General features: G+C 62.0%; 22 protein-coding genes and 3 tRNA genes. 7 read left to right on the top strand and 18 right to left on the bottom strand.

Features of this window, described 5'->3' with window-relative positions; translation table 11 throughout:
• Positions 1-1,662, bottom strand: a 1,662-nt coding sequence (locus QTI24_RS26725) for an ESPR-type extended signal peptide-containing protein (RefSeq protein ID WP_286604487.1), incomplete at its 3' end; no start/stop codon positions are given.
• Positions 1,663-2,403: 741 nt separating this feature from the next.
• Here QTI24_RS26725 and QTI24_RS26720 point away from each other — a divergent pair.
• Both QTI24_RS26720 and QTI24_RS26715 read left to right on the top strand, forming a co-directional pair.
• Positions 2,404-3,045 carry a response regulator transcription factor gene (locus QTI24_RS26720; protein WP_286604486.1) on the top strand — a complete coding sequence of 214 codons (642 nt, stop codon included), beginning with the start codon at positions 2,404-2,406 and terminating at the stop codon, positions 3,043-3,045.
• Positions 3,042-6,734, top strand: coding sequence for an ATP-binding protein (locus tag QTI24_RS26715; RefSeq protein WP_353506115.1), 3,693 nt, complete (start codon positions 3,042-3,044; stop codon positions 6,732-6,734). The genes QTI24_RS26720 and QTI24_RS26715 overlap by 4 nt, the downstream gene beginning before the upstream one ends.
• A 127-nt stretch (positions 6,735-6,861) precedes the next feature.
• On the opposite strand, the gene QTI24_RS26710 is transcribed toward QTI24_RS26715, so the two are convergent.
• From QTI24_RS26710 to folC, 9 genes are all read right to left on the bottom strand, one after another.
• A tRNA-Asp gene (locus QTI24_RS26710) sits at positions 6,862-6,938 on the bottom strand.
• A 71-nt stretch (positions 6,939-7,009) separates the two neighbouring features.
• A tRNA-Glu gene (locus QTI24_RS26705) sits at positions 7,010-7,085 on the bottom strand.
• A 54-nt stretch (positions 7,086-7,139) separates the two neighbouring features.
• Positions 7,140-7,215: transfer RNA gene (locus tag QTI24_RS26700), tRNA-Ala, on the bottom strand.
• A 35-nt stretch (positions 7,216-7,250) separates the two neighbouring features.
• Complete coding sequence (gene gltX, locus QTI24_RS26695) at positions 7,251-8,639, bottom strand: glutamate--tRNA ligase (RefSeq protein ID WP_286604485.1); 1,389 nt, start codon at positions 8,637-8,639, stop codon at positions 7,251-7,253.
• The gene (locus tag QTI24_RS26690; RefSeq protein WP_286604484.1) at positions 8,636-9,850 is read right to left on the bottom strand and encodes an O-succinylhomoserine sulfhydrylase; all 1,215 of its coding nucleotides are present in this window, start codon (positions 9,848-9,850) and stop codon (positions 8,636-8,638) included. The genes gltX and QTI24_RS26690 overlap by 4 nt, the downstream gene beginning before the upstream one ends.
• A gap of 8 nt (positions 9,851-9,858) precedes the next feature.
• Complete coding sequence (gene purF / locus QTI24_RS26685) at positions 9,859-11,358, bottom strand: amidophosphoribosyltransferase (RefSeq protein WP_286604482.1); 1,500 nt, start codon at positions 11,356-11,358, stop codon at positions 9,859-9,861.
• Positions 11,359-11,370: 12 nt separating this feature from the next.
• Positions 11,371-11,856 (bottom strand): CvpA family protein, encoded by a 486-nt coding sequence (locus QTI24_RS26680; RefSeq protein ID WP_286604479.1) that lies wholly within the window; start codon positions 11,854-11,856, stop codon positions 11,371-11,373.
• Between the two features lie 15 nt (positions 11,857-11,871).
• Positions 11,872-12,744 carry an SPOR domain-containing protein gene (locus tag QTI24_RS26675; protein WP_286604477.1) on the bottom strand — a complete coding sequence of 291 codons (873 nt, stop codon included), beginning with the start codon at positions 12,742-12,744 and terminating at the stop codon, positions 11,872-11,874.
• Between the two features lie 62 nt (positions 12,745-12,806).
• A complete protein-coding gene (folC, locus tag QTI24_RS26670; protein ID WP_286604491.1) occupies positions 12,807-14,114 on the bottom strand; it encodes a bifunctional tetrahydrofolate synthase/dihydrofolate synthase in 1,308 nt (435 codons plus the stop codon).
• Between the two features lie 203 nt (positions 14,115-14,317).
• Here folC and QTI24_RS26665 point away from each other — a divergent pair, with 203 nt between their 5' ends.
• The 3 genes from QTI24_RS26665 to QTI24_RS26655 all read left to right on the top strand — a co-directional run bounded on the left by QTI24_RS26665 (position 14,318) and on the right by QTI24_RS26655 (position 16,237).
• Complete coding sequence (locus QTI24_RS26665) at positions 14,318-15,463, top strand: tyrosine-type recombinase/integrase (protein WP_286604475.1); 1,146 nt, start codon at positions 14,318-14,320, stop codon at positions 15,461-15,463.
• 21 nt (positions 15,464-15,484) lie between these two features.
• Positions 15,485-15,808: a hypothetical protein gene (locus tag QTI24_RS26660; RefSeq protein ID WP_286604474.1), complete on the top strand. Its 324-nt coding sequence runs from the start codon at positions 15,485-15,487 to the stop codon at positions 15,806-15,808.
• Positions 15,809-15,910: 102 nt separating this feature from the next.
• On the top strand, positions 15,911-16,237 hold the full coding sequence (locus QTI24_RS26655; RefSeq protein ID WP_286604472.1) for a hypothetical protein: 327 nt from the start codon (positions 15,911-15,913) through the stop codon (positions 16,235-16,237).
• Between the two features lie 382 nt (positions 16,238-16,619).
• On the opposite strand, the gene QTI24_RS26650 is transcribed toward QTI24_RS26655, so the two are convergent.
• The 8 genes from QTI24_RS26650 to QTI24_RS26615 form a co-directional block, all read right to left on the bottom strand.
• The gene (locus QTI24_RS26650; RefSeq protein ID WP_286604471.1) at positions 16,620-17,021 is read right to left on the bottom strand and encodes a hypothetical protein; all 402 of its coding nucleotides are present in this window, start codon (positions 17,019-17,021) and stop codon (positions 16,620-16,622) included.
• Positions 17,008-17,265 carry a hypothetical protein gene (locus QTI24_RS26645; RefSeq protein WP_286604470.1) on the bottom strand — a complete coding sequence of 86 codons (258 nt, stop codon included), beginning with the start codon at positions 17,263-17,265 and terminating at the stop codon, positions 17,008-17,010. Before QTI24_RS26645 ends, QTI24_RS26650 begins: the two co-directional genes overlap by 14 nt.
• Positions 17,262-17,534 (bottom strand): hypothetical protein, encoded by a 273-nt coding sequence (locus QTI24_RS26640; protein ID WP_286604469.1) that lies wholly within the window; start codon positions 17,532-17,534, stop codon positions 17,262-17,264. Before QTI24_RS26640 ends, QTI24_RS26645 begins: the two co-directional genes overlap by 4 nt.
• Complete coding sequence (locus QTI24_RS26635; RefSeq protein ID WP_286604468.1) at positions 17,531-17,851, bottom strand: hypothetical protein; 321 nt, start codon at positions 17,849-17,851, stop codon at positions 17,531-17,533. Before QTI24_RS26635 ends, QTI24_RS26640 begins: the two co-directional genes overlap by 4 nt.
• Positions 17,848-19,677, bottom strand: coding sequence for a hypothetical protein (locus tag QTI24_RS26630; protein WP_286604467.1), 1,830 nt, complete (start codon positions 19,675-19,677; stop codon positions 17,848-17,850). Before QTI24_RS26630 ends, QTI24_RS26635 begins: the two co-directional genes overlap by 4 nt.
• A 3-nt stretch (positions 19,678-19,680) precedes the next feature.
• Positions 19,681-21,018, bottom strand: a complete 1,338-nt coding sequence (locus tag QTI24_RS26625) for a hypothetical protein (protein ID WP_286604465.1) — start codon at positions 21,016-21,018, stop codon at positions 19,681-19,683.
• 2 nt (positions 21,019-21,020) lie between these two features.
• Entirely contained in the window at positions 21,021-21,233 is a 213-nt protein-coding gene (locus tag QTI24_RS26620; RefSeq protein WP_286604462.1) for a hypothetical protein, read from the bottom strand.
• Between the two features lie 224 nt (positions 21,234-21,457).
• Positions 21,458-21,649: a hypothetical protein gene (locus QTI24_RS26615; RefSeq protein WP_286604461.1), complete on the bottom strand. Its 192-nt coding sequence runs from the start codon at positions 21,647-21,649 to the stop codon at positions 21,458-21,460.
• Positions 21,650-21,968: 319 nt separating this feature from the next.
• Here QTI24_RS26615 and QTI24_RS26610 point away from each other — a divergent pair, with 319 nt between their 5' ends.
• Positions 21,969-22,292: a hypothetical protein gene (locus QTI24_RS26610; protein WP_286604459.1), complete on the top strand. Its 324-nt coding sequence runs from the start codon at positions 21,969-21,971 to the stop codon at positions 22,290-22,292.
• A complete protein-coding gene (locus QTI24_RS26605) occupies positions 22,289-22,777 on the top strand; it encodes a hypothetical protein (RefSeq protein ID WP_286604458.1) in 489 nt (162 codons plus the stop codon). The genes QTI24_RS26610 and QTI24_RS26605 overlap by 4 nt, the downstream gene beginning before the upstream one ends.
• Positions 22,778-22,954 lie beyond the last annotated feature (177 nt).

Raw genomic sequence — 22,954 nt, 5'->3', positions numbered from 1 at the left:
GTCGCTGGCCGTGGTCTTGGCGACCACGACGTTGCCGTCGGTGTTCTTCAGATCGACCGTCTCGCCCGGAGCCACGTTGGTGCTGTTGGCGCCCTGCGCGCTGATGTTCCAGCCCTTGTTGGCGGTCGTGCTTACCTCGTTGAGCTGCGACACGTTCACGACGTCGCCGTCGGCTTGGCCGCGCGCCACGTTGACAATCTTGTTGCCGCCCATGTTCACCGTGGTGCCGGGGTTCACCGTCAGGTTGTTGCTGATGGTCGTGCCGCCGTTCAGGTTCGTCGTGCCGTTCACGGTCAGACTGCCGCCCATCGTGGTGTTGTTGTTCACCGTCAGGTTATTGGTCGTCACGCTGGAGAACGTCGGCGTGTCCGACGTCGCGATCGTGATGCCCGTGCCGCTTTGCGTGATGGCGATGTTGTTGCCCGCCGTGTAGGTGGCCGTCGCGCCAGGGGCAACGTTCGCCACGCTGGTGCCCGTCACCTTGCCGGTGCCGGTGGCGGCCGTGGTCACGTTCCAGCCCTTATTGGCCGTGGCGCTGACCCTGCCCAGCGCATCGTCCACCGTCTGGAAGGCGTTGGTGATGGTGGTCTTCGCGCCAGTGGTGCCGTTGATGATGTTGGCGTTGTTCAGCGCGAAGCTCGATCCGCCGATCACGCCGGTGGTCGAGTTGTACGTCGCGCCACCACCGATCGCAGTCGCCGTCGTGGACCCCTGCTGGTCCACCTTGCCATTGAGAGATTGCAGCTGACTGACGTTGACGGCGTCCGTACCGCTCAGGCCTGCCGCAACGTTCGTCATGCGACGCTCGCTACCGCTCTTGCCGATAGAGACTTCGCCGCCGCTGGCGGTCCCGGCAGCGAGCCCGGCGTTGCCGGGGTTGTAACCCGCAGTGCCGAGGGTTGTAGATTGAGCCAGCGAGTTCGCTCCAAGCGCCACGGAGTTCTCCGTCGTCGCCCGTGCGTCCGTGCCCATGGACATCGCGTTCTTGGCGAGAGCCTTGGTTCGTGTTCCAAAGGCCATGGCACCGGTTGCATTTGCCTCCGTTCCCCATCCAAGGGCGAAAGCGTCGTCTGCCGTAGCGCTGGCGCGACTGCCCAGCGCTACGGCGTGGACGCCGGTCGCCACGGCGTTGGTGCCAATGGCGGTCGTATCCGATGTCGTCGCATATGCGCTTTGGCCAATCGCCGTGGCGTGATCGCCGGACGCCGTGGCGCCCGCGCCCACAGCTTGCGAATAGACGCCGGCCGTGGCGTTCGCGCCGACTGCCACGGAGAAACTGCCCGTCGTGGACGCGTGGTCGCCAATGACCGTGGTTGCGCCAGAGTTGGTGCTTGCACTGTTGCCGATAACGGTGGCACACGTGCTTTGCAGGCTCAACACGGAGGGCTTGCCGCTCGGGTCCGTTCCGCCGAGAGTAGCGCAGCCTGTACCGCCGCTAGCGTTGTCGCCAATAACGGTGTTCAACGAATTGCCCTGGACGACGTTCGCACCGGCCGCATACGCCGATGCATCACCGGCGAAGCCCAGCGCGCCTGCCACGACCGTCAAGGCAAGCGCAGCCACGACCGCCGACTTGGACTTCCCACGACCCTTGGCCGTTTCCTGCACCGCAGTGTAGGTACCCGCCGATTCATTCCAGACAACCCGGTAACTCTTGTTCATAGCCAGACCCCTAATAAATAGATTCGAAAATTTGAAAAAATCGAACCGATTGATCTGGCTTCTATTAGAGAGACCGGACCCATCGGATCCCGTTTCGTCGCTTCGTAGCGAGGTCGTCGGGAATTGATGGGTCTATTGGACGCTGGCACCCGTTCTTTCAATGTAGGAAGCGTCCAGGCGACGGTAGGAACTTTCTGAAAGTCTTTTGGACTTTTCTACTACATCGGCGCGTGCGTGAACTAGTTCACGAACTCGTTGATATCAAATGGTTTTTTCGGAATGTTGTGAACCTTAGTTTGACATCGAAAGTTGTTCGCGAGCCCTTTGCGCTCAATTCCGGCTTGAGGAATATTTCACGCTACTCGAGGCAGCAGATGAACCAAAAATTGTGAAATATTTCCTGCATTGAAACAAGCTCACACACTTGAAAATCAATTGACAAGCACCGCACGCCGTGCAGGCTGAAGTCCGCCAGTCTCGCGAGCGCCATTTCCAGAAGGACCTCTCGCCGGGCATTGGCCTGTGAATTAACTCACGCTCTGCTCACGTCATGGCTGGAACCCGAAATTTCCCGTGAGACAAACGGAACATTTCCATTTTCCAATAGGAAATTTCGTACATCTTCGAAAAGCTCGCCGCAGTCCAATCCACAGGTCGCTCATCGGCGCTGCATTCGAATCCGGAGGCAGCCAGCCTTCGTGACAAGCGACGACTGCGCGTCCGATGCCGATAGACACCAACATGGCGCAGGCCAAAGGAAGCAGCATGTACTCAGTTGTGGTGGTCGACGACCATCCCGCGATCTGCCTTGCGGTCAAGGTAACGATCGAAGCGATCAGCGGATTCAAGGTGGTTGGCCTGGCAGAGACAGGGCCGGCCGCTCTCGCAATCATTCGCGAGAAGTCCCCGGCGCTCGTGATCCTCGATCTGGATCTTCCCGGAATGAGTGGCCTCAGCCTTATCGGGCGCATTCGGGGCGAGTTTTCCGGCACGAAGGTGCTCGTGCTGTCCGCGCAACATGAGACCATTTTCTCGACGCGTGCGATGCAGGCGGGAGCCGATGGCTTCCTGAGCAAGAACGAAGACATGCGCAAGCTCGCCGAAGGGGCGAAGTCGGTCATGGCGGGCTACAGCGTGTTTCCGACTTCCGCGATCGTGTCCTTGTCGAACCCACGCGCGTCGCCGCTATCAGCGCTGACCAACCGGGAGTTGGCGGTGTTGCAGTACCTCGCGCGCGGGATGAACAATCGGGAGATCGGAGAAATTCTCCTCATCAGCAACAAGACGGTGAGCACCTTCAAGGCACGGATCTTCGACAAGCTCTGCATCTCCACGATCGTGGAGCTGGTCGATTTCGCACGCACGAATCACCTGATCACATGAAACGTGAGACGCGACCCGCGACGATTCATCGGACTCGGCACGCCTGGCACATGGTCTTCATGCTGGCGGCGTGCCTGCCTTTCTGCGCGGGGGTTCGCGCCGACGAGAAGGCGCCGGTCGCATTGGAGGCATCGGGCCACGCGCGTGTGACGGGCGTCTCGATCCAGCTCGATGAGCAAGAATCACAGTTGCTTGCGAAGGATCCGACGCTGACGGTCGGAGTTCTGCCCAACGGTCGCGTTCCTTTCGACATGGTGGACCTGGACAACAGGTATGAAGGCATTTCCGCGGACTACCTCGACGTCATCGCCAAGGTCCTCCGTCTGACGTTGAAGGTCCTGGCATTCGACGACAAGGAGGCCGCCCTTCTCGCGCTCGCGCGCGGGGACATCGACATCGTGCCCTCGATGCCAGGTGCTGACGCCCGAACCGGTGCGGCGCTGTCCTCGCCGTACTTTCCCGCTCGCGATGTGCAGGTCGTGGTCCCAGACCGACCGGTCGACAAGAACGCCGAGATCCGCGTCGGCTACGTGTCGGGACATATCTCGCCCAACGCCCTGCGGCGCGCCTATCCAAACGCCCGGCTGAGCACCTTCGGCAGCGAATTCGCCGGGCTGACCGCCGTCGCGAGCAACGGGCTCGACATCTTCGTGGGCAGTGGCGCCGGCGTTTCCTATCTCATCGATCGGTACTCGCTGTCATTGCATCCCACGGATTTCGATGTGGAAAGCAACTCATCTTTCCACTTCGCGATGAGAGCCAGTGATTCGATGCGACTTCGGCTCGTCGACCGCGCTCTTGCGGCAATACCTGCAAGAGCGATCGACGATATCAAGCTGCGTTGGTTGGCCGCCTCAACGGCGATAGACACCGCGGGACACGCGGGCCTTTCAGACAACGAGCGACGCTGGATAGCAGCGCATCCCCGGGTCCGAATCGCAGCCTCCGAAGATCGCATACCGTTCATCTTTGTGAACCAGTCCGGGCACCTCGACGGTCTGAGCATTCAAGTCCTCGATCTCATCTCGACCAAGACCGGCCTCGCGTTTGTGCCTATCGACGCCGCCCGGCAGAGCGCGCCGACGTCTGGCCTCGCCGGGCCGGCGGAGCTGTTGCCTGTGGTGGCACGTGGCGCGCAGTCGCCTGCAGGCTTGGCAGTGACAGATACCTATTTCCAGGCCTACTGGGTCGTGGTTTCGCGCGCCGGCGAAGCCGATTTCGTTCGGGTGGACGACCTCGCGGGCAAGCGCATCGCCTATCTACCCCCCAACGGCGTCGCTGCAAAGATCAAGGAACGCGTACCCAGTGCCCGCCTGATTCCGGTCGCCTCGATCCCGGCGAGCTACGAGGAAGTCGCATCCGGCAGAGCGGACGTGACAGTCACCGACATCGTGACGGCCAGCTTTCTCATTCAACAGCACTACGCCGATCGACTGAAGGTGGCTGGCGCGATGGACGAAGCGCCTGTCGACATCGCATTCGCCGTGCAATCGGCGCATCCGGAACTCCGCTCCATCCTGAACAAGACGCTGGAAAGCGTGTCGCCCGAGGCGATGCGACGCGTGCACGAAAACTGGATCTTCCCGCGTCGCCACACCATCGACTGGAGCATTTACTATCGCTGGGCCTACGGAGCGGGCGCTGTTCTGCTCTTTTGTCTGGCCCTCTTCGTTATCTGGAACCGTTCGCTGCACAAGGAAGTGCAGCGAACATTGGCTGTGAAGAAGCAGCTTCGCGAAGAACTGGCCTTTCGCGAGGCGATGCTCGACGGAATGCCGCATGCCATTGCCGTTCGTGACCGCGACCTGAGACTGACGCTGTGCAACGCCGCGTTCAAGCGTGCCTACAACGTTTCCAATGCGGTGTTGTTGGGCAGAAGACCCTCCGAGCATCTGTACGCGAGGGAAAATCCCGAGGCGGTTGCCCAAGTGGAACTGCGCTATCGCGATGTCCTGGACAAGGGCGTACACGTCAGCGAAGACATCGAAATGACGATCGACGGCCACACGTCCCAGGTCTTCCACTGGGCGTCACCTATATCTCTGCGTGAAGGCGACCCGCCCGTCGCCCTGGTGTCCGGAGCTGTCGACATCACGCAGCGCTACCAACTCCTTGACATGGTTGAGTCCGCCCGGACGAAGGCCGAGACGGCAAACCGGGCGAAGTCGAACTTTCTCGCGACGATGAGCCATGAAATTCGCAGCCCGATGAATGCGATCATGGGCATGCTCGAATTGCTGCTTCGCAGAGGACGCCTCGGTGAGCAAGACAAGGAATCGATCGAGGTCGCACTTGCATCGGCCAAGTCGCTGCTCGAACTGATCGACGACATCCTGGACATCTCCAAGATCGAGGCTGGCGGCTTGGAAATCGTGCTGCGGCCGGCGCAGCTTCAGAGAATCGTCGCGGATGTCGCACAGGTCTTCGAGGGCCTCGCGCGTCAGCGCGGATTGGCGATCGACGTGAAGACCGATCCCGCGATCTCCCTTTGGCATGAGACGGATGGGCTTCGGTTCCGGCAGATCGTCTACAACCTCGTCAGCAATGCGATCAAGTACACCGACACTGGCGGAATTCACCTGCGCCTTCAGCATGTCGGCCGAAGCGGTGACGTCGAGACGATCGCGCTCGAGGTCGAGGACTCCGGCATCGGAATCGCCACGGAAGACATACCTCATCTGTTCCAGCCCTTCTTTCAGGCCGAGTCGGCAGGCCCTCGCACGCAAGGCGGCACGGGGCTCGGGTTGCCCATTGTTCAACGTATCTGCGCACGGATGAACGGCAAGATTTCCGTCGACAGCAAGCCGGGGCATGGCACCCTCGTGCGCGTCACCTTCGAACTGCCCGTGCTGTCAGCGCCCGAGCCTGAGCTCGTGTCCGCGGCGGGCGAGAGTGAATGGCCTGCGCGCCTCGGTCCGCCTGGCCGCTACAACCTTCTCGTCGTCGATGACCACCCGGCCAATCGGCTTCTGCTTCAAAGCCAACTCGACCACCTGGGCTTCCGCTCCGACTCTGCCGACAACGGTGAATCGGCTCTCAAGAAATGGCGCGACGACGTCTTCGACCTGGTGATCACCGACTGCTCGATGCCAGTCATGGACGGCTATGAGCTGACCGCCGCCATCCGCGCCCAGGAAAGGGAGCAGAACTTGCCACGCTGTCCCATCCTCGCCTGGACGGCACACGCCCAAGAGGAAGACCGCCGGCATGCTCTTTCCGTGGGCATGGATGAGTGCCTGATCAAGCCGACGGGGCTCGACGAATTGCTCCGAGCGCTTGTTCGCCACCTGGACAGCGATGACGACCTGTCGGTAGCAGCGCCAGTCGCGTCAGGCTTGGATGGGCGCTTCGATGTCGGATCGCTGAAGACCTTCTCCGGTGGAGACGGCACTGTTGAAGCCGACTTCCTCGACGCGTTGCTGCGCACCAATCTCAGCGATCTGATGGAGTTGCAGACGCTGGTCCAATCCGACGCATTGCAAGAGGCCGCGGCGTGTGCACACAAGATCAAAGGCGCGGCGCGCATCGTGAAGGCCACCGAAGTCGTGCACGCATGCGAGGCCATCGAAGCGGCATTCAGGGCCGATGACAAGGCCGGAATGGTCTTGTCCGTCGAGGTCCTGAGCACGAATCTGGAAAAACTGAACGAGGCCATCTCCATCAAGCTGCGAAGCCTGCGGAAGAGCTAAGGTCCTTTCGCCATGACGCTGATCAACGTGGGCCGCATGAGGCGCGAGAGGGACAGGGCCTGGAGATTGGGCCAACAATGAAAAAAGCCGTTGCAAATCAATGATTTGCAACGGCTTTTCTGCGTTTTGGCGGAGTGGACGGGACTCGAACCCGCGACCCCCGGCGTGACAGGCCGGTATTCTAACCAACTGAACTACCACTCCTGGTAGACAACGTTCGCTCCATATGGAGCCAAGTGCTGCGACTTGTGCCCGCTTCACCAAGCGGTGAAAACTGGCGACCCTACGGGGATTCGAACCCCGGTAGCCACCGTGAAAGGGTGGTGTCCTAGGCCTCTAGACGATAGGGTCAAAACCTTAGGAACCGCGCTGCGATCAGCGCTTGTTTCTTCTACTCGACAACCTTGGTGGAGGTAAGCGGGATCGAACCGCTGACCTCTTGCATGCCATGCAAGCGCTCTCCCAGCTGAGCTATACCCCCGTGTGGGTGTCGAGCCTCAAATTATAGCCTGAAAATCAGGCCTCCTTCAATCTCTTCAAAATAGTTTCGCGAGAAAAGAGCGCGAGCACTGCATCGAGCGACGGTGTCTGTGTTGTTCCCATCACCAGCACGCGTACAGGCATCGCGAGAGCCGGCATTTTAAGCGCATGTGCGGCCAGCACTTCCTTGATGGCGGATGCAATCGCGACTTTTTCCCATGCAACTGTCGAGAGCTTGTCGGCCAGAGTTGCGATGGCGGGCCGCACCGCATCGGTGATATGTTGCGCACGATCCGCTTCGCTCGCGGACACGTCCGCATAGAAGGCTGCAGCCCAGTTCGCGAGAGCGACGGTGGTGTCGCAGCGATCCTTGAAAAGGCCACAGATGGCGGAAAGGCGTTCATCGGCGACGATGCCACGCTTTTGCAACTGCTCAGCGACGAGCGGCGCCAACGCATCGTCAGCCATCGCCTTCAGGTGTTGCGCATTGACCCACCGCAGCTTGGCCTCGTCGAACTGCGCAGCACTGCGACCGAGATGATCGAGGTTGAACCACTCGATGAACTGCGCACGCGAGAAGATTTCGTCATCGCCATGGCTCCAGCCGAGGCGTGCAAGATAGTTGACCATCGCATCGGGCAAGAAACCTTCGTCGCGGAACTGCGTGACGGGCTTCGCGCCATTGCGCTTGCTCATCTTCTCGCCTTGCTCGTTGAGCACGGTCGGCAGATGCGCATACACGGGCGGCTCCTTGCCGAGTGCACGGAAGATGTTGATCTGGCGCGGTGTGTTGTTCACGTGATCGTCGCCACGAATCACGTGCGTGATCGCCATGTCGATGTCATCGACCACGACGCAGAAGTTGTACGTCGGCGTTCCGTCGGGACGCGCAATCACCAGGTCGTCGAGTTCGTCGTTGCCGATCTCGATGCGGCCCTTGACCTTGTCGTCCCACGCGACCACGCCGCCTTGCGGATTGCGAAAGCGCAACACGGGCTGGACGCCTTCAGGTACTAGCGGCAATGTCTTGCCGGGCTCGGGACGCCAGGTGCCGTCGTAGCGCGGCTTTTCCTTGGCCGCCATCTGTTTCTCGCGCAGCGCATCGAGCTCGGCCACGCTCATGTAGCAAGGGTAGACCTGGCCAGCGGCCTGCAGTTCGGCAAGCACCGTCTTGTAGCGGTCCATGCGCTGCATCTGGTAGTACGGGCCTTCATCATGGTCGAGGCCCAGCCACTGCATGCCTTCGAGGATGACGTCGACCGAGGCTTGCGTCGAGCGCTCGAGGTCGGTGTCTTCGATGCGCAGGATGAAGTCGCCGCCAGTCGAGCGGGCAAAGGCCCACGGATAGAGTGCCGAGCGGATGTTGCCGAGGTGGATGAAGCCAGTCGGCGAAGGAGCGAAACGGGTGCGGGTCTTCTGTGTCATGCCAGGGTGCTCAAGCCGCGTAGGAGGTCGGCCTTGATGTCGTCGATATGGTCCAGGCCCACCGCGACGCGGATCAGGCCCTGGCCGATGCCGGCCGCCTGGCGCTGCGCTTCAGTGAGACGCCCGTGCGAGGTGGTGGCTGGATGGGTGATGGTGGTCTTGGTATCGCCGAGGTTGGCGGTGATGCTGAGCACACGCGTGCTGTCAATCACCTGGAAGGCATTGGCGCGGGCCATTTCCGGACCATCGCCCTTCACGTCGAAGGACACGACGGCGCCGCCCTGCCCCGCCTGCTGCCGCATCGCCAGCTCGTGCTGCGGATGCGAAGCCAGCCCGGGGTAGTAGACACGCGCAATGCCCGGCTGCGTTTCGAGCCACTGCGCCAGCGCGAGGGCGCCGGCGCAATGCGCCTGCATGCGGATGCCGAGTGTTTCGAGCCCCTTGAGAACGACCCATGCATTGAACGGCGACAGCGCCATGCCGGCGGTACGCACCACGGGGCCGAAGACTTCGTTGATCAGCTTCGACGAACCGCAGATCGCACCGGCGAGCACGCGGCCCTGACCTTCGAGGTACTTGGTGCCCGAGTGGATGACTAGGTCGGCACCCCATTCGGTCGGCCGCTGAAGCGCCGGCGAGCAGAAGCAGTTGTCGACCACCAGCAGCGCGCCCGCGTTGTGCGCAAGATCGGCCAGCGCACGGATGTCGCAGACGTCGGTCAGCGGATTGGTCGGCGTCTCGGCGAAGAGCAGTTTGGTGGTCGGACGAATCGCCGCAGTCCATTCGGCGACGTCGGTCTGCGAGACGAAGGTGGTCTCGACGCCGAACTTGCCGAATTCGCGGCCGATCAGGTTGAGCGTCGAGCCGAACACTGAACGCGAGCACACCACGTGGTCGCCTGCCTTCAGCAGCCCCATGCACATCATGAGGATCGCGCCCATGCCGCTCGACGCGCCGATGGCGGCCTCGGTGCCTTCGAGCGCGGCCAGACGACGCTCGAAGCTGGCCACGGTCGGGTTCGAGGTGCGCGTGTAGGTGAAGCCTTCTTCCGTGCCGGCGAAACGGCGAGCCGAAGTCTCGGCGTCGGGCTGCACGAAGCTGCTCGTCAGAAACAGGGCCTCGGAGTTTTCGCCGTACTGGCTGCGGTCGAGCGCCGTGCGCACCGCGAGCGTGTCGCGGTGCAGCCCCGGCGGGAGGGATCGTTCGGTCACGTTGTCTTTCAGCTCAGATTGGGCAGCGCGAGGCGCGACGAGTCTTCCTCGGTTTCCTCGACGCGCGGACGGTTGCCGTTCATGCGCGTGATGGCTTCGGTGTCGATGTCGCCAGTGACATAGACGCCGTCGAAGCAAGAAGCATCGAACCCGTCGAGCCTCGGATTGAGCGAGCCGATGGCGCGCTTCATGGCGTCGACGTCCTGGTAGATCAGCGCGTCGCAGCCGATCAGTTCGCGAATCTCTTCGACCGTGCGGTCATGCGCCACGAGTTCATCCTTGGTCGGCATGTCGATGCCATAAACGTTGGGGTAGCGCACGGGTGGTGCTGCACTGGCGAGGTAGACCTTGCGCGCACCCGCGTCGCGCGCCATCTGCACGATCTCGCGGCTGGTGGTGCCGCGCACGATCGAGTCGTCGACCAGAAGCACGTTGCGGCCTTTGAATTCGCTGGCGATCACATTGAGCTTCTGGCGCACCGACTTCTTGCGCACGCCCTGCCCCGGCATGATGAAAGTGCGACCCACGTAGCGGTTCTTCACGAAACCTTCGCGGTACGGAACGCCCAGCAGATGCGCGAGCTGGGTCGCGCTCGGCCGGCTGGATTCGGGGATCGGGATGATGACGTCGATCTCGCTCGGCGGCACGGTCGAGACCACGCGCTTGGCCAGCGTCTCGCCCAGATTCAGGCGCGCCTGGTAGACCGAGATGCCGTCGAGCACGGAATCGGGACGTGCCAGATAGACGAATTCGAAGATGCAGGGGTTGAGCGTGGGCGAATCGGCGCACTGCTCGGCGTGCACCTGGCCCTGGAGGTCTATGAACACTGCTTCGCCGGGAGCGATGTTGCGTTCGAACACATGGCCCGATCCTTCGAGCGCAACGGATTCGCTCGCCACCATCACGGTGCCGTCGGCGCCGCGTCCCATCGCGAGCGGGCGGATGCCGTAGGGGTCGCGGAATGCCAGCAGGCCGTGTCCGGCGATTAGCGCCACGACTGCGTAGGAGCCGCGCAGGCGCCGGTGCACATTGCGCACCGCTTCGAACAGGTTGGCGGAATTGAGTGCACCGCCGCGCGTCGCGCGGTCGATTTCATGCGCGAGCACGTTGAGCAGCACTTCGGAGTCACTCTCGGTGTTCGTGTGGCGGTGATCCGTGGAGAACAGTTCCGCCCGCAGCGCATGCGCGTTGGTGAGATTGCCGTTGTGCACCAGCACGATGCCGAAGGGCGCGTTCACATAGAAAGGCTGCGCCTCTTCCTCGCTGTAGGCATTGCCGGCGGTGGGATAGCGCACCTGGCCCAGTCCGACGTCACCGGGCAGGCCCCGCATGTTGCGCGTGCGGAACACGTCGCGCACCATGCCTTTGGCCTTGTGCATGAAGAACTTGCGCTCCAGCAGCGTGACGATGCCCGCCGCATCCTGCCCGCGATGTTGCAGGAGCAGCAAGGCGTCGTAAAGAAGTTGATTGACGGGAGCGTTACTGACAACGCCGACGATTCCACACATGAAGCGATCCTCTCAGGGCAGGTAGCTTGCCAACTTATCAGGCAAAGCGGGTTTCAAGCCCTGCAATGCCGCATCGAGAACAATGGCGCTTCGCGATTCGTGCCACCAGGCACTGTCGCTCAACGCCAGCAAATGAACAACAACCGCCGTGGCGAGCAACGCGACCGCGCCGCGGACCACGCCGAAGGCGCCGCCGAGAACACGGTCCACCGGCCGCAACCCGATTGCGGCGACAAGCTTGCGCGTCAGCGACGCCACGATCCCCACGCTGAACGCCACCGCCACGAACACCAGAACGAAGCCTGCCGCATAGCGCCACGTCGCAGCCGGATCGCCGAACGGGAGCCACCGGCCCACGTCCTCCGCCAACCATTGCGCGCACAGAAAAGCAGCGACCCAGCCCGCCAGCAGCATCACCTCGAACACCAGGCCCCGCACCAGTCCCAGCAGCATCGAAACCACCAGCAGCGCGACAGCAATCCAGTCGAGCAGGGCCACGTCGGTCAGCGCTGGCTACAAGCTGAGGACGGCCGCCGGCAAGGACAAGCCCTTGACCTTGCTGGCAGCACGGTCAGCCTCGGCACGCGTGCCAAAGGGTCCGACACGCACACGCGTGCGTTCGCCGTCGGTCGTCTTGGCGACGTGCATGTAGGTCTTGAGTCCGGCCTTTTCGAGTTTCTGGCGCACTTCCTTGGCCTTGTCGGCATCGGCGAAAGCGCCGACTTGCACCACGAAGCGGCCGTTTTCGTCAGCTGCGGCGGCCGGCTTGGCAGAGGTGGCGGATGCGCCCTTGCCTTCGAGCAGCGCGCGGGCGCGGTCGCCGTCGCCGTCGTCGGCGGGCGTCGGCTTGGGCGCTGCGGGCTTGGGCTCCGGCTTCGGCTTGGGCTCGGGCTTGGCTTCAGCCTTGGCTTCGGGCTTGGGTTTGGGTTCCGGCTTGACCTCCGCCTTCGGCGGAGGCTTCACTTCGGGCGCCGGTTCGGATTTGGCTTCGACGCTGGGTGCGGACGGCGCCAGCTTGCCCGACGGGATCTCGGTGCCGTCCGCGGACTCGGTGATCATGCCCCCGCCGGAGGCAGGCGCGCTGCTTGCACCGGTGTTGGCGCCGCTCGCAGCAGCCGGAGCGGACGACGAAGGCAATGCAAGGGGCTTGGCCTTCGTGCGGTCCGGGATTTCGATCGGGATATCGACCGAGACGGGACGCGGCTGGGTGTCAAACAGCAGCGGGAAGCCGATCACGCCGACCAGCACGAGCACGGCGGCGCCGACGAGGCGATGACGGGCGCGCCGGCGCATCGCTTCGACGCTCTCCGCCGGTGGTGCGGCGAGCGTGCTGTTTCGCCCTTCGTTGCCCTGAGGACCGCGTGCGCGGAACTTGAAGAACGCCATGAAATTCGTTTTCCTGATGGAGTGCAGCGTGAGGTGGAGGGGCGCCGGAAATCAGGGCTTTTTCAGGAGCCTGGAGACAAGTGCCTGGCTCGCAGACGGGGTGTTCCGTGCTCGAGCACACCACCCACGGTGAAGAACGATCCGAAGACCACGATTCTATCAGTGGGGTCGGCGCGATCGATGGCCGCCTGCAGCGCCTCCATGGGCGCGCGGTGCACGCTGCCAGCCACGTCGGAACGCGTGTTCTGCGCCTGCCAGCGGGCGAGCAGATCATCGGCCTTCGCGGCGCGTTCGGTCGGCAGATCGGTGAAGTACCAGCGGTCGATCATCGGCCCGATGCGCGCGAACATGGGCGCCACGTCCTTGTCCGACATCACACCGAAGACGGCGTGGGTGGTCGGGTAGAAGCCCATCGCGTCGAGGTTCTCAGCCAGCGCCGCGACCGCGTGCGGGTTGTGCGCCACGTCGAGCACCAGGGTCGGCTCGCCCGGAACGATTTGGAAGCGCCCCGGCAGCTCGACCATCGCCAATCCGTTGCGCACCGCCTGCGCGGTGATGGGCAAGCGCTGCCGCAGCGATTCCAGCGCCGCCAGCACGCCCGCCGCGTTGACCAGTTGATTCGCGCCGCGCAATGCCGGGTAAGCCAGCCCGCTGTAGCGCCGGCCGCGGCCGCTCCAGCCCCATTGCTGCTTGTCACCCGACACATTGAAGTCGCGCCCCACCAGCCAGAGATCGGCGCCGATCGCGTTGGCGTGGTCGATCACGCGCTGCGGCGGGACTGGGTCGCTGACGACTGCCGGCCGGCCGGCGCGCATGATGCCTGCCTTTTCGAATCCGATGCTCTCGCGATCCGGGCCGAGGTAATCCATGTGATCGAGGTCGATGCTGGTGATCACGGCGCAGTCGGCGTCGACGATGTTGACCGCATCCAACCGACCGCCGAGGCCGACTTCGAGAATGGCGACATCCGGCTTGTTCGCCGCGATGCAAAGCAGGATGGCAAGCGTGGTGAACTCGAAGTAGGTCAGCGCGACCTCGCCGCGGCCTTGCTCCACCGTTTCGAAATGCCGGGCCAGTTCCGTCCCGTCGACAGCTTCGCCGGACAGGCGCAGGCGCTCCTCGAAGCGCACCAGGTGAGGCGAGGTGAACACGGCGGCGCGGTAGCCCGCATGCGTGAGGATCGACTCGAGCATGGCGCAGGTCGAGCCCTTGCCATTGGTGCCCGCCACCGTGATCACGGGACAGTCGAAGGAAAGGCCCAGCCGCTGGGCGACCGTGCGGACCCGGTCGAGGCCGAGTTCGATGTTCTTGGGGTGCAGGCGCTCGGCGTGCGAGAGCCAGTCTGCGAGGGTTTTCATGGAGCCCGGAATTGTCGCCGACCCGCGCCGCGGGCATCATCGGCGGATGACAACGCTCTATGGCATTCCGAACTGCGACAATGTGTAGACATTTCTGGACATTTCCCTAGCTAACATTCACAACCGTCTACAGGGGGAAATGGGGGGACGAGGTGACTGAGTTCGTTATATGGTATTGATTCCGATAACGTCAACACCTAGCTGCATTTCTAGCCATGCCCACTATCCAGAAAAAGCTCACTCCCGCCAGCGTTTTCACCCTGCCGCCGGGGGACTATCAGGACACCACGACCAAGTACCTTTACCTGTACGTGTCCGCCCTCCACCGTAGCTGGGGCTACTACCGCTGGGACCCCCTCAAGAAGCAGCCGATCCGCAAGGCGCTCGGCAAGCTGCCCGATGTAGACCTCGAAGCGGCGCGGACCGCCGCAGAGGATTACCGCAAGGAATTGGCCATCGAGGGTGGCCGCGCCAAGCCCGAGAAGGAGCCCAAGATCAAGGCGCTGCTCGACGACTACACGGCGAAGCTGAAGTTGGAGAAGAAAAAGCAATGGTTCTGGGCTGAGGACATCTTCGGTCGCGTGTACTCCGACTGGTTCGACCGGCCCCTGTCCGCCCTGACGCGGGTGATGATCGAGGACCGACAGAGGGAGATCACCGCTGAGAGAGGTTTCGCAGCAGCTACGCGAGCGCTGAAGGCTCTACGGGCGCTGTTCAACTACGCGGAGAAACGCGAGGTGTACGCGGGCAAGAACACCGCCAAGCTGGTCGATCTGGTCGAGTCCGAACCCCGGCGACGAGTGCTCACTGCCGCCGAGAAGGCTGCGTTTCTCGATGCGCTCAACACCCCGGAGTTCACGACCACCTACGTGAGCGACTTCTTCCGGCTGCTGCTCCTGACCGGCGTTCGCTGGGGCAATCTGTGTAGCGCCCGCTGGGACGAGATGTCGCTGGACGAAGGCATGTGGATCATCCCCGCCGCCAAGTCGAAATCAGGCTACGCCATGGAGATAGGGCTGCGCCCGGAGGCTGTCGATATCCTGCGGAAACGTCTCGATACCGTCGCCGCCCCGGCGACCGTAACCGAACGTAGCCCCTGGGTGTTCCCCAGCCCGAAGAAATCCAGCGTGGGGCATCTCGTGGAGCCGTCATTCGCGTTCGCCCGGGTGCTGGAGATGGCGGAGATCAAGGCGCACACGACCGTGCATGACCTGCGGCGTTCCTTTGGGTCGGAACTGGTGAATAAGAACGTGTCGCTGTCCATCGTCGCCAAGGCGCTCGGCCACCGCACGATCCAGACGACGCAGAAGCACTACGGACACGTCAGCGTGGACGCGGTGAAGGCTGCGCTGGCGCTTTGACTTTCGCGTGGGGTCCAGCACATGGGAATCGTCTCGTTGCCGAGACGAATCGTCCTGACGGAAAACCAAGAAGAGCAATTTGCTGAACGTGATTTATTTCGTATCGTTGGAGCCATCACAACAACGCAAGAGGTAGCGATGGCAACTTGGTTCAAGCGGGTCAAGACGAAGCTGTGGGACGGCGAGCCGTACAAGGGCGACCCCAATAGCGGCATCTTCATCATCACCTTCAGGACCCCTTGGGCTCGCCAGTTCTGGCAAGAGCACCGGCCTGAAATCAAGAAGGGCCTGTGGACCGTGTTCTTCGGCCTCGTCCTGCTTCTGCTTACCAAGGCGTTCGGCTAACCAGCTAGGCATCGCGTGGGGTCCAGACGAAATCGGTAGACCGCAGTAAATGGGCCGCGAGAGAATTCGGGGCTTCGACGAAACGCTACCCTGAAGCCAAATATGAACACCCCCATCCCTGATAAGTGGGCTGGACACAAGTCCGACCGTATCCTGAAGAACGCCCAGGGCGACACTTGGGAACTGATTTACTGGGACAAACCCATATCCAACTATCAAGACAGTCGAGTTTCGTTGAACGGGCGGTCCCTACTGGCTTGTCTTACTAGCCATACGACCGGCAACTGGACCTACTTCGAGTTGGACGGTGTACCGTTCGCTTGCAAGACCCACTTGGATTCCATCAGAAGCAAATTCACGATGGACCTGACCGGATGGGTAAAGCCTACCCACGTCATGGCGCGTAACGACAAGATGAGGCCGCTGTGAGCCCTGTTCTACCCATGGGTAGGACTTCTACCAGCGGGTAGGATTAGAGCCCCGTAGAGCGATCGAATCGCGGGGACGTAGGGTAGGAGCCAAAATCGCCGTTCGCGTCCCGTAGGGGCCGCTAGACCCCTTCCCGAGCCTGTTTAGGGTCGCCCGCCCGGTCGCCTTCTCGCCGGTCTACCGTCCGCGAGCTAGCCGACTTTCCGACCGTAGTCACTTGTCGTGATCATCCCGCCACGGTCGATCCAAAAATTCCCAGCCGACCGCTTGTACAGGCCTATGCCACGCATCTCTCCGATAGTGAGACAGCGCTGCTGAGCTGTTCGATGCTTATCGAACACGAGCAGGGAGGTGAACAGTTCACCGCACCGGGGACATTTGGTCATAGCTCAGGCTTCGCTGCGTCTGCAATGACCTTATCCGCCACGGCACTGGACCACTGCTCCAATGACTGCATCTCGGGATCGACCACGACCGTGATGTGATCGTCCACTTTGTAGTCGCCGTAGTGGAGCGTCAAGATATCCTCGGGCAGCGAGCCCATGCCCTTCGTGAGATAGTCTTGCAGCAGACGGCGCTCGCCATTGGCGGCCTGTAGGTCGGAGTCATAGAAGCGCGGGGCGATAGCTCCGGCCATGTAGCCATCCGAACGGGTGAACCGCAACTCGCTCTCGTACAGGCCAATGGGGAGTCGATACAGGTGAAGTGTGTAGACGATCCCCGCAGCCATGTAAGCACCCAAGTACGCCACCAGGGTGCGCTCCTCAGGCTTACTCTTCGCCATCGTCCTTCCCCTTGTCGCTGCGGTCTAGTCGAGCCGTAATCTCAGCGGCAATCCGGGTGGCCTCTGCTTTGTCGTGATCTTTGACGGCATCTTGGCGGTCCTGTTTCGATTCCGGTTTCTTGTCGAAGTAGCCCACCGCGTCGAGCAGACGGTGAACCTCATCCGCAACTAGCTGCTGCCTCGCCTTGGGAGACCAATCCTCAAAGCCGATGGGGAGTTGGGTGGGCCTGTAGAAATCGCTCATGTCGGCACTCCGAAACGTTGGTTCAGAAAGTCCGCTTGCTCTGGCGTCAAGGGTTCATTCATGCCGACAAGAACGACACCGGCGACGAAGGGCGCATCCTGCTCGCGAGCGTAGGTCAACAAATGACTACGCACGTGCTTCCAGAGCGCAATATCGCCAATGGGTGGCGCATAGGTGACGTTGCTCATGCCCGGGTCGGTGTTGTAGAGCGGGTCGCTGGGGTCATACGGATTACTGGAAGCGCGGGGGGCGCCAATAGTGGCGGTCATGGTGTTGCCTCCGCAGCCAACATATCGGTCAACCATTGGCGTTCCAGCGGAGTCAAAGGCGATGAGAGACCGGGCGGCATCTCGTCAGGGCCGGGGACACCATGGATGCGGGCGTACGGGAGCACGTTGGTAATCAGCGATTGCAACGTGCGCTCGCTGAAGTCGCCGGTGATGTACTGCGGCATGGGTTCGCCGGAGACGTAGCGGTTAGCCTGCACGTACATGTTGCTAGGCGGGTTCATGTATCTCTTTTGCACACCGATGACGCTTGCGCGAACGGGTAATCCGTCAACAGTCTTGCCGATGGTCGCGGTCATTGGGTTTCTCCTTGCTGAGAGGCATAGGCTCGGCCGAGTTGGCTCACGACCTGGGCGAAGCTGGGCAGCTTCTCCGACATGAGCCGAATATGCTCAGCGGCCTGTACGGGGTTCATGTTCGCGATGTCTCGGGAGACGTTGGGAGGAACCCTCGGACTCATGCTCAGACCGTGGATCACGAAGTCCAGAGCGGGCCGGTTGTAGGCCAACTCAGCGGCGATCTTGGTCGCAGCAATGCCCCCAGCTGCAATAGCGGCGGTGGCGCCTGCTCCGGGAACACCCGCCATGTGAGCTATGCCCGCCGCCGCGCCTCCACCCGTTCCAATACCGACACGTGCGAGAGTGCGCGCCAGAGGGCGATTGGACGTGATGAGTTCACGACCTGCTCGGTTCAATGCCTCCGCTTCCCCCTCCAACTTGATGCCGGTGCGATGAGAGGCTTGAGCCATTTGAGTCGGCGTGAACTCCCCAATTTTTCCAGCAGCCCGCCTAGCAGCATCTTCGACGGGGATCATGTTGCGATAAGCGGTGTTGACCGCGGCCAACTCTGCCTTGGCAGTCGCGTCTGAGCCTTGTAGAGCGTGGCGCAATCGAAACTGAACCTCCGCGAAGGCATCACCCATGTGCTGGTCGGCGGCATTGGATGAAGATCGGTATTGGCGAATGAGCTTGCCCAGGTCGCTGTCGATCACCTTGAACGTGTCACCGTCTACCGTACCCCGCCGGATATGCGGCCAAATGCGCTGCTCGACGTAGCCCCCGACCCGAGCAACCTGCTGAGGATCCAACATCGGCATAGCTTGCACGGCCTGCCCCGCCTCGCGTATGGCCTGCTCTCCAGCGTCGCTCGGCAGAGACACGCGGCTCTTGACGCGCTCATAGGCATCGTCAATGAACTTGTTCGCCTCGGCCACCGCGTCCTCGCCCATCTTCTTCGTGGAGCCAGGAATGCCCTCGACGGCGCGATTGACCTCGGCTCGGCTGTATTGGCTGGCGGCTCTGGCCCGAGCACGGTCGATGGTCCCGCCAATGAAGGGCAAGTTAGCAGCCAAATCCTCAGCGGCCATGCCGACCTTGCCGAACATCTGACCGGGAGTCAGGGTAATGCCTCGATCAGCCAGCGCCTGAGCACCTTCGGAGAGCAGCGGCTTAATGCCTCCCAAGGTACGCACGAGGACACGACCCGCCGCAGCGCCACCCCCGCCCTCTAACATGCTCTGCTCCGTATCGCCTCCGGTAACCTCCGCCTTACCCCCGGCATAGCCAGCGTTAGCGAGGATGTCCCCCACGGCAGGCGCATATCGACCGAGGGCAGGAAGTTGCGTGGCAATGCGAGTGCCTACGGAGGCAATGGGACCACCACTAATGACCATCTCTGGCGTGGCGCTGCCGACACCGAAGTTGAGCGATTCGGGATCAGCAGCCATCCGAGCCGTATCGGCGTTAATGGTTTCCGAGGCCACCCGATGCGCCGTACCCAGAGGATTGCCCTGTAGGTAGTCTTGACCTAGCTGGAAGGGAGCAGCGACGACATTACCCAAGTGACCTGCGCCCTTCACCAAACCAGCGCCCAAGTTCTGAGCCCCCGTGACAGCGCCCCCGCCGAATCGCTTGGCCCCCTCGCCTACGGTGGACGCTGCGTCAATGATCGTGTCACGAAGGCTCTTGGGCTCGTCAGCCGAGGTGCCCTGGATCTCAATGCGAGGCACGTCGGCAGGTGTGTAAGTGCGCTGGACATAGCTGATGGCGTCCTGCTCAGATGCGCCCTCGGGAGCGGTCACCTCATGCCGCGAGCCATCCGGGGCGGTCACTTCAAAGCGAGGCATGGCTCAGTCCAGTCTGCGAGAGGACCAGCCGCCAGAGGAAGTCGCCGGTTTCTTGGCTTTCTGCTGGTTGGCGTAGGCACGGCGGGCCATCTCACGCTCCAGGGGGTCCGCAATGTCGAACTTGGACGGGTCGGTGCCGGGGTCGAATGAGCCGGTAGGCTCACCTCCACGTTGAGCAATGACGCGCTCTAGGGTGCCGCGAAGGCTTTCAGGCTCAGTGGCCTCTCCCGTCAGGCGCTCGCGCTGCTGGAGCATGATCGACTCCAGCGCGTTGATCGCGGCCTGGGTATTGCCCTTGTTCGCAATGGCCCGGTTGAGGTCGCCCATTGCCTTGCCCCACGCAGCCACCTCACGTGCCGTGGGATCGCCGGGTGGACGGTTGTAGAACGGCTTGAGGTTTTCTGCGAACACGTTCAACGCATCCCTCGCCCGCGTGCTTGCCGTGCTGTCGCCCTTCGCCAACGTCCATAGGTCTTTCGCTGCCCCTTTGACCCCCTGATTAACTTCATCGACCGCAGGAGACGCCTGACGGACGTAGCCAAGGATCGTGTCGATGTTGGCGACCTTCTCCTGGGCCTTGCCCTCGCTGACCTGATGCGTCACCGAAGGACCCTTGCTCACGCTGGAGGCAGGGGCGGTGGTAGTGGTACCAGCGGGCAGGCTGACTCCGGGGCCACTGATGGGACGGTCGTTGGCGTCGTAGACCGTGCGCGTGCGAGTGTCGTAGCTGCCGGTCAACGCGCCGGTCTGGTTGTTGAAGATCGGCAGGTAGTTCGGATTGGCTGGCTTGCCCTCCATGGCCTTGTTATGGCGCTCCGTCTCGCTTTGCTTCCTGCGCTCAAAGGCCTGAGTAGCTTGCCGCCCCGGCTGCTTGACGATCTGGTCTTCAATGTAGGCGTCCATCACCGACTTCAAGACAGGCAACTGGGAGCCGGTCTGCGCCCAGGCCAACTTCGTGTTTTCATCAGCATCCTCAGACGGCTTGCTCTTCAGATGCTGAATAGCAGCAGCCGACATGGTCTTGTCGTACGCGCTGGTGTCCTCGTCGAGCAGCTTCTGTTGGTACTGCTGGACGGCCTGCTGAGCTATGGGCAGGAACCCAGCCAGCTTGGGCGCGGGGACGTAAATGTCCGTGAACTTTGGCCCGCCGCTGATCGTTTGGCCTTGGAGGCTCTGGTTGAGCGCTTGAGCTTGCTTAGCCTGATCCACGAGGGCCTGCTTTCTCGCGGCCAGCCGACGCGCCTGGAGGTCCAACGCGATATTGCCCTCTGACGGGTCGGGGATGGCCGGTCCAGCTTGGGGCAGGAAGTCGTCGTATCCGGTGGAAGTGAGCGGGGGCATGGTCAAGTCTCCTCAGGGGCACGGGCGGTCCAGGCCGCCTCGATGTTGTCGCGGAGCGTGGGCGGATCCAAGGGTAGTTGGGCGTCGATCCCCATGCGGTCCTGCAACGCGGCCGTCATGACTTCACGTTCAAGGTTTTCATAGACCTTGTCCCCGTGACGGGCCATCTCCGGGGTGACGTGCGGGGAGTGCTTTTCAGGCGGGGCGAACGGCATCGGCAGGCCGGTATGCGTCGCGGGGCCATTGGGACGTGGAGTGTGTCCAAAAGCCGGTGGGAGTATGTCTGGTCGCTCCCGGTGCCCCTCCCGTACGCGCTCCCAGTGGGCAACCTCCAGCGCGATCAAGTCCTGCTCGTACGGCGTGAGTGATCGCCAACGCTTCACCGCCCCCGGGAGGTGGGCCGTAGAGAGCCATTGGGCTACGTCTTCGGCGCTCACGGCTAGGCCCCGCAATGCTCAGCGATGCGGTCGAACAAGGTGACGGTGTCCCCGCCCTGCGCGTGGACGCTCACCCACTCGGCCTGCGTCGCCGGGTCCAGCAGGTCGAAGGTGGGCGGCAATGGAGGTGAGTCCTCACTGTCACGGTAGTCGTTGTAGGCACGGCGAGCGGCAGCGGCTGGATCGGGGGTCATTTGGGTCTCCTGGGTGGACGAGCCCGGCGGGGAATCGGGGCGGGAACCGCCGTCAACATACCGAAGCCCCCAGCGTGGAGATCGTCACGAAGGCGCGGTAAATGACGCGACCTCAGGGCCAGTGGGAGTGCACTACCGGGTTGGGTCTGGTCTAATTGAGGGTTGGGCTCAATTGACCCATCCATCATTTCGTCGGATGGCTCAATTGGCGAATTTAATTCGGCGGCGGGCATTTCCAATTATCGCCCGTTCCTACGCTAGAGGCTAGCGCGAGGGAATAAGGAATTCCCCGCATCTGAATAGACAAAGGAAAGAAGAAATGAAGGCGAAACTGATTGCACTGGGGCTGGCAGCGGCAATGGCGTGTGGTAGCGCGTCGGCCGTGACAATCATGAGTGGGAGGTCTTGCGGAGAGTGGATCAAAGATCGTGCCGAACTCAAACTCAAAGACGCCGTCAATTCCGCATGGCTTGTGGGATATCTATCCGGAATGGCTGTCGAGTCGGAAAAGGATTTGCTGAGCTCTATTGATGCAGAATCCATATATCTATGGATGGACAATTACTGCCGTGCAAATCCATTAAAAAGAGTATCCACGGGCGGATGGGTGCTATTTGAGGAGCTTGCCAAAGGCAAGAAATGACCGGGGCAGAAGTCGCAGCGTGGTGGGCGCAGGCATCAGTGTCGATCAGCGACGTGATCGCCGTGGGCGCGCTGTTGGTTGCGGCATGGTCCGCTTGGCGCACCGCGACCTATGCGAAGGTTCAGGACAAGCTGAACAAGGCGTTGCTTGCCGAGCAAGAAGAACGGGCTGTTGTGAGCAAGAGGGCCAGGATAAGTCTAGGGTTCGACGGCGTGCGCGGCCTTGGAATCCACAAGCTAGTCTTCCTCAACGACGGTCAAGCGTCCGCGAGGAAAGTGCGCCTGGCAGAATCGTCAGACGGCTACATTCTCAAAAAGAAGTATGCGGACAAGCTGCTTCCCTACCCAATCTTGCGGCCAGGGGCGAAATTTGAGATCAGTGCGACCATCGCCGAAGAAGAACACACCAAGTTGTTCATGTTCAAGGTCCAGTGGGAGGACGACTACAGCCTCAACAATGAGGAAACGTTTCACCTCGCCAGATGAAAGAACGGCATGAAGACTAGACTGATTGCGCTCGGGCTTGTGACGTCTATAGGCCTGACGTCTGGCAGCGTCCAGGCTCAAGTCCCTCAGACAGGCATTGGAATTCGCTCCTGCGGATCGTGGGTTAGCGACAAGGGTACATACCAAGGGTATGGCAATGAATCATGGCTGATGGGC

Source organism: Variovorax sp. J22P240, assembly GCF_030316855.1.
Taxonomy (GTDB): Bacteria; Pseudomonadota; Gammaproteobacteria; order Burkholderiales; family Burkholderiaceae_C; genus Variovorax.
Note: the sequence above shows the minus strand (reverse complement) of the source record. Positions and strands in the feature narration are given on the sequence as shown.

Coding starts and splice junctions, on each gene's coding strand:
- QTI24_RS26660 (WP_286604474.1), top strand. CDS start 15,485: ATGGGAATCGTCTCGTTGCCGAGACGAATCGTCCTGACGGAAAACCAA.
- QTI24_RS26605 (WP_286604458.1), top strand. CDS start 22,289: ATGACCGGGGCAGAAGTCGCAGCGTGGTGGGCGCAGGCATCAGTGTCG.
- gltX (WP_286604485.1), bottom strand. CDS start 8,639: ATGACACAGAAGACCCGCACCCGTTTCGCTCCTTCGCCGACTGGCTTC.
- QTI24_RS26615 (WP_286604461.1), bottom strand. CDS start 21,649: ATGACCCCCGATCCAGCCGCTGCCGCTCGCCGTGCCTACAACGACTAC.
- QTI24_RS26675 (WP_286604477.1), bottom strand. CDS start 12,744: ATGGCGTTCTTCAAGTTCCGCGCACGCGGTCCTCAGGGCAACGAAGGG.
- QTI24_RS26650 (WP_286604471.1), bottom strand. CDS start 17,021: ATGGCGAAGAGTAAGCCTGAGGAGCGCACCCTGGTGGCGTACTTGGGT.
- QTI24_RS26715 (WP_353506115.1), top strand. CDS start 3,042: ATGAAACGTGAGACGCGACCCGCGACGATTCATCGGACTCGGCACGCC.
- QTI24_RS26635 (WP_286604468.1), bottom strand. CDS start 17,851: ATGACCGCGACCATCGGCAAGACTGTTGACGGATTACCCGTTCGCGCA.
- QTI24_RS26610 (WP_286604459.1), top strand. CDS start 21,969: ATGAAGGCGAAACTGATTGCACTGGGGCTGGCAGCGGCAATGGCGTGT.
- QTI24_RS26665 (WP_286604475.1), top strand. CDS start 14,318: ATGCCCACTATCCAGAAAAAGCTCACTCCCGCCAGCGTTTTCACCCTG.
- QTI24_RS26630 (WP_286604467.1), bottom strand. CDS start 19,677: ATGCCTCGCTTTGAAGTGACCGCCCCGGATGGCTCGCGGCATGAGGTG.
- QTI24_RS26645 (WP_286604470.1), bottom strand. CDS start 17,265: ATGAGCGATTTCTACAGGCCCACCCAACTCCCCATCGGCTTTGAGGAT.
- QTI24_RS26625 (WP_286604465.1), bottom strand. CDS start 21,018: ATGCCCCCGCTCACTTCCACCGGATACGACGACTTCCTGCCCCAAGCT.
- QTI24_RS26655 (WP_286604472.1), top strand. CDS start 15,911: ATGAACACCCCCATCCCTGATAAGTGGGCTGGACACAAGTCCGACCGT.
- QTI24_RS26640 (WP_286604469.1), bottom strand. CDS start 17,534: ATGACCGCCACTATTGGCGCCCCCCGCGCTTCCAGTAATCCGTATGAC.
- QTI24_RS26720 (WP_286604486.1), top strand. CDS start 2,404: ATGGCGCAGGCCAAAGGAAGCAGCATGTACTCAGTTGTGGTGGTCGAC.
- purF (WP_286604482.1), bottom strand. CDS start 11,358: ATGTGTGGAATCGTCGGCGTTGTCAGTAACGCTCCCGTCAATCAACTT.
- QTI24_RS26620 (WP_286604462.1), bottom strand. CDS start 21,233: ATGCCGTTCGCCCCGCCTGAAAAGCACTCCCCGCACGTCACCCCGGAG.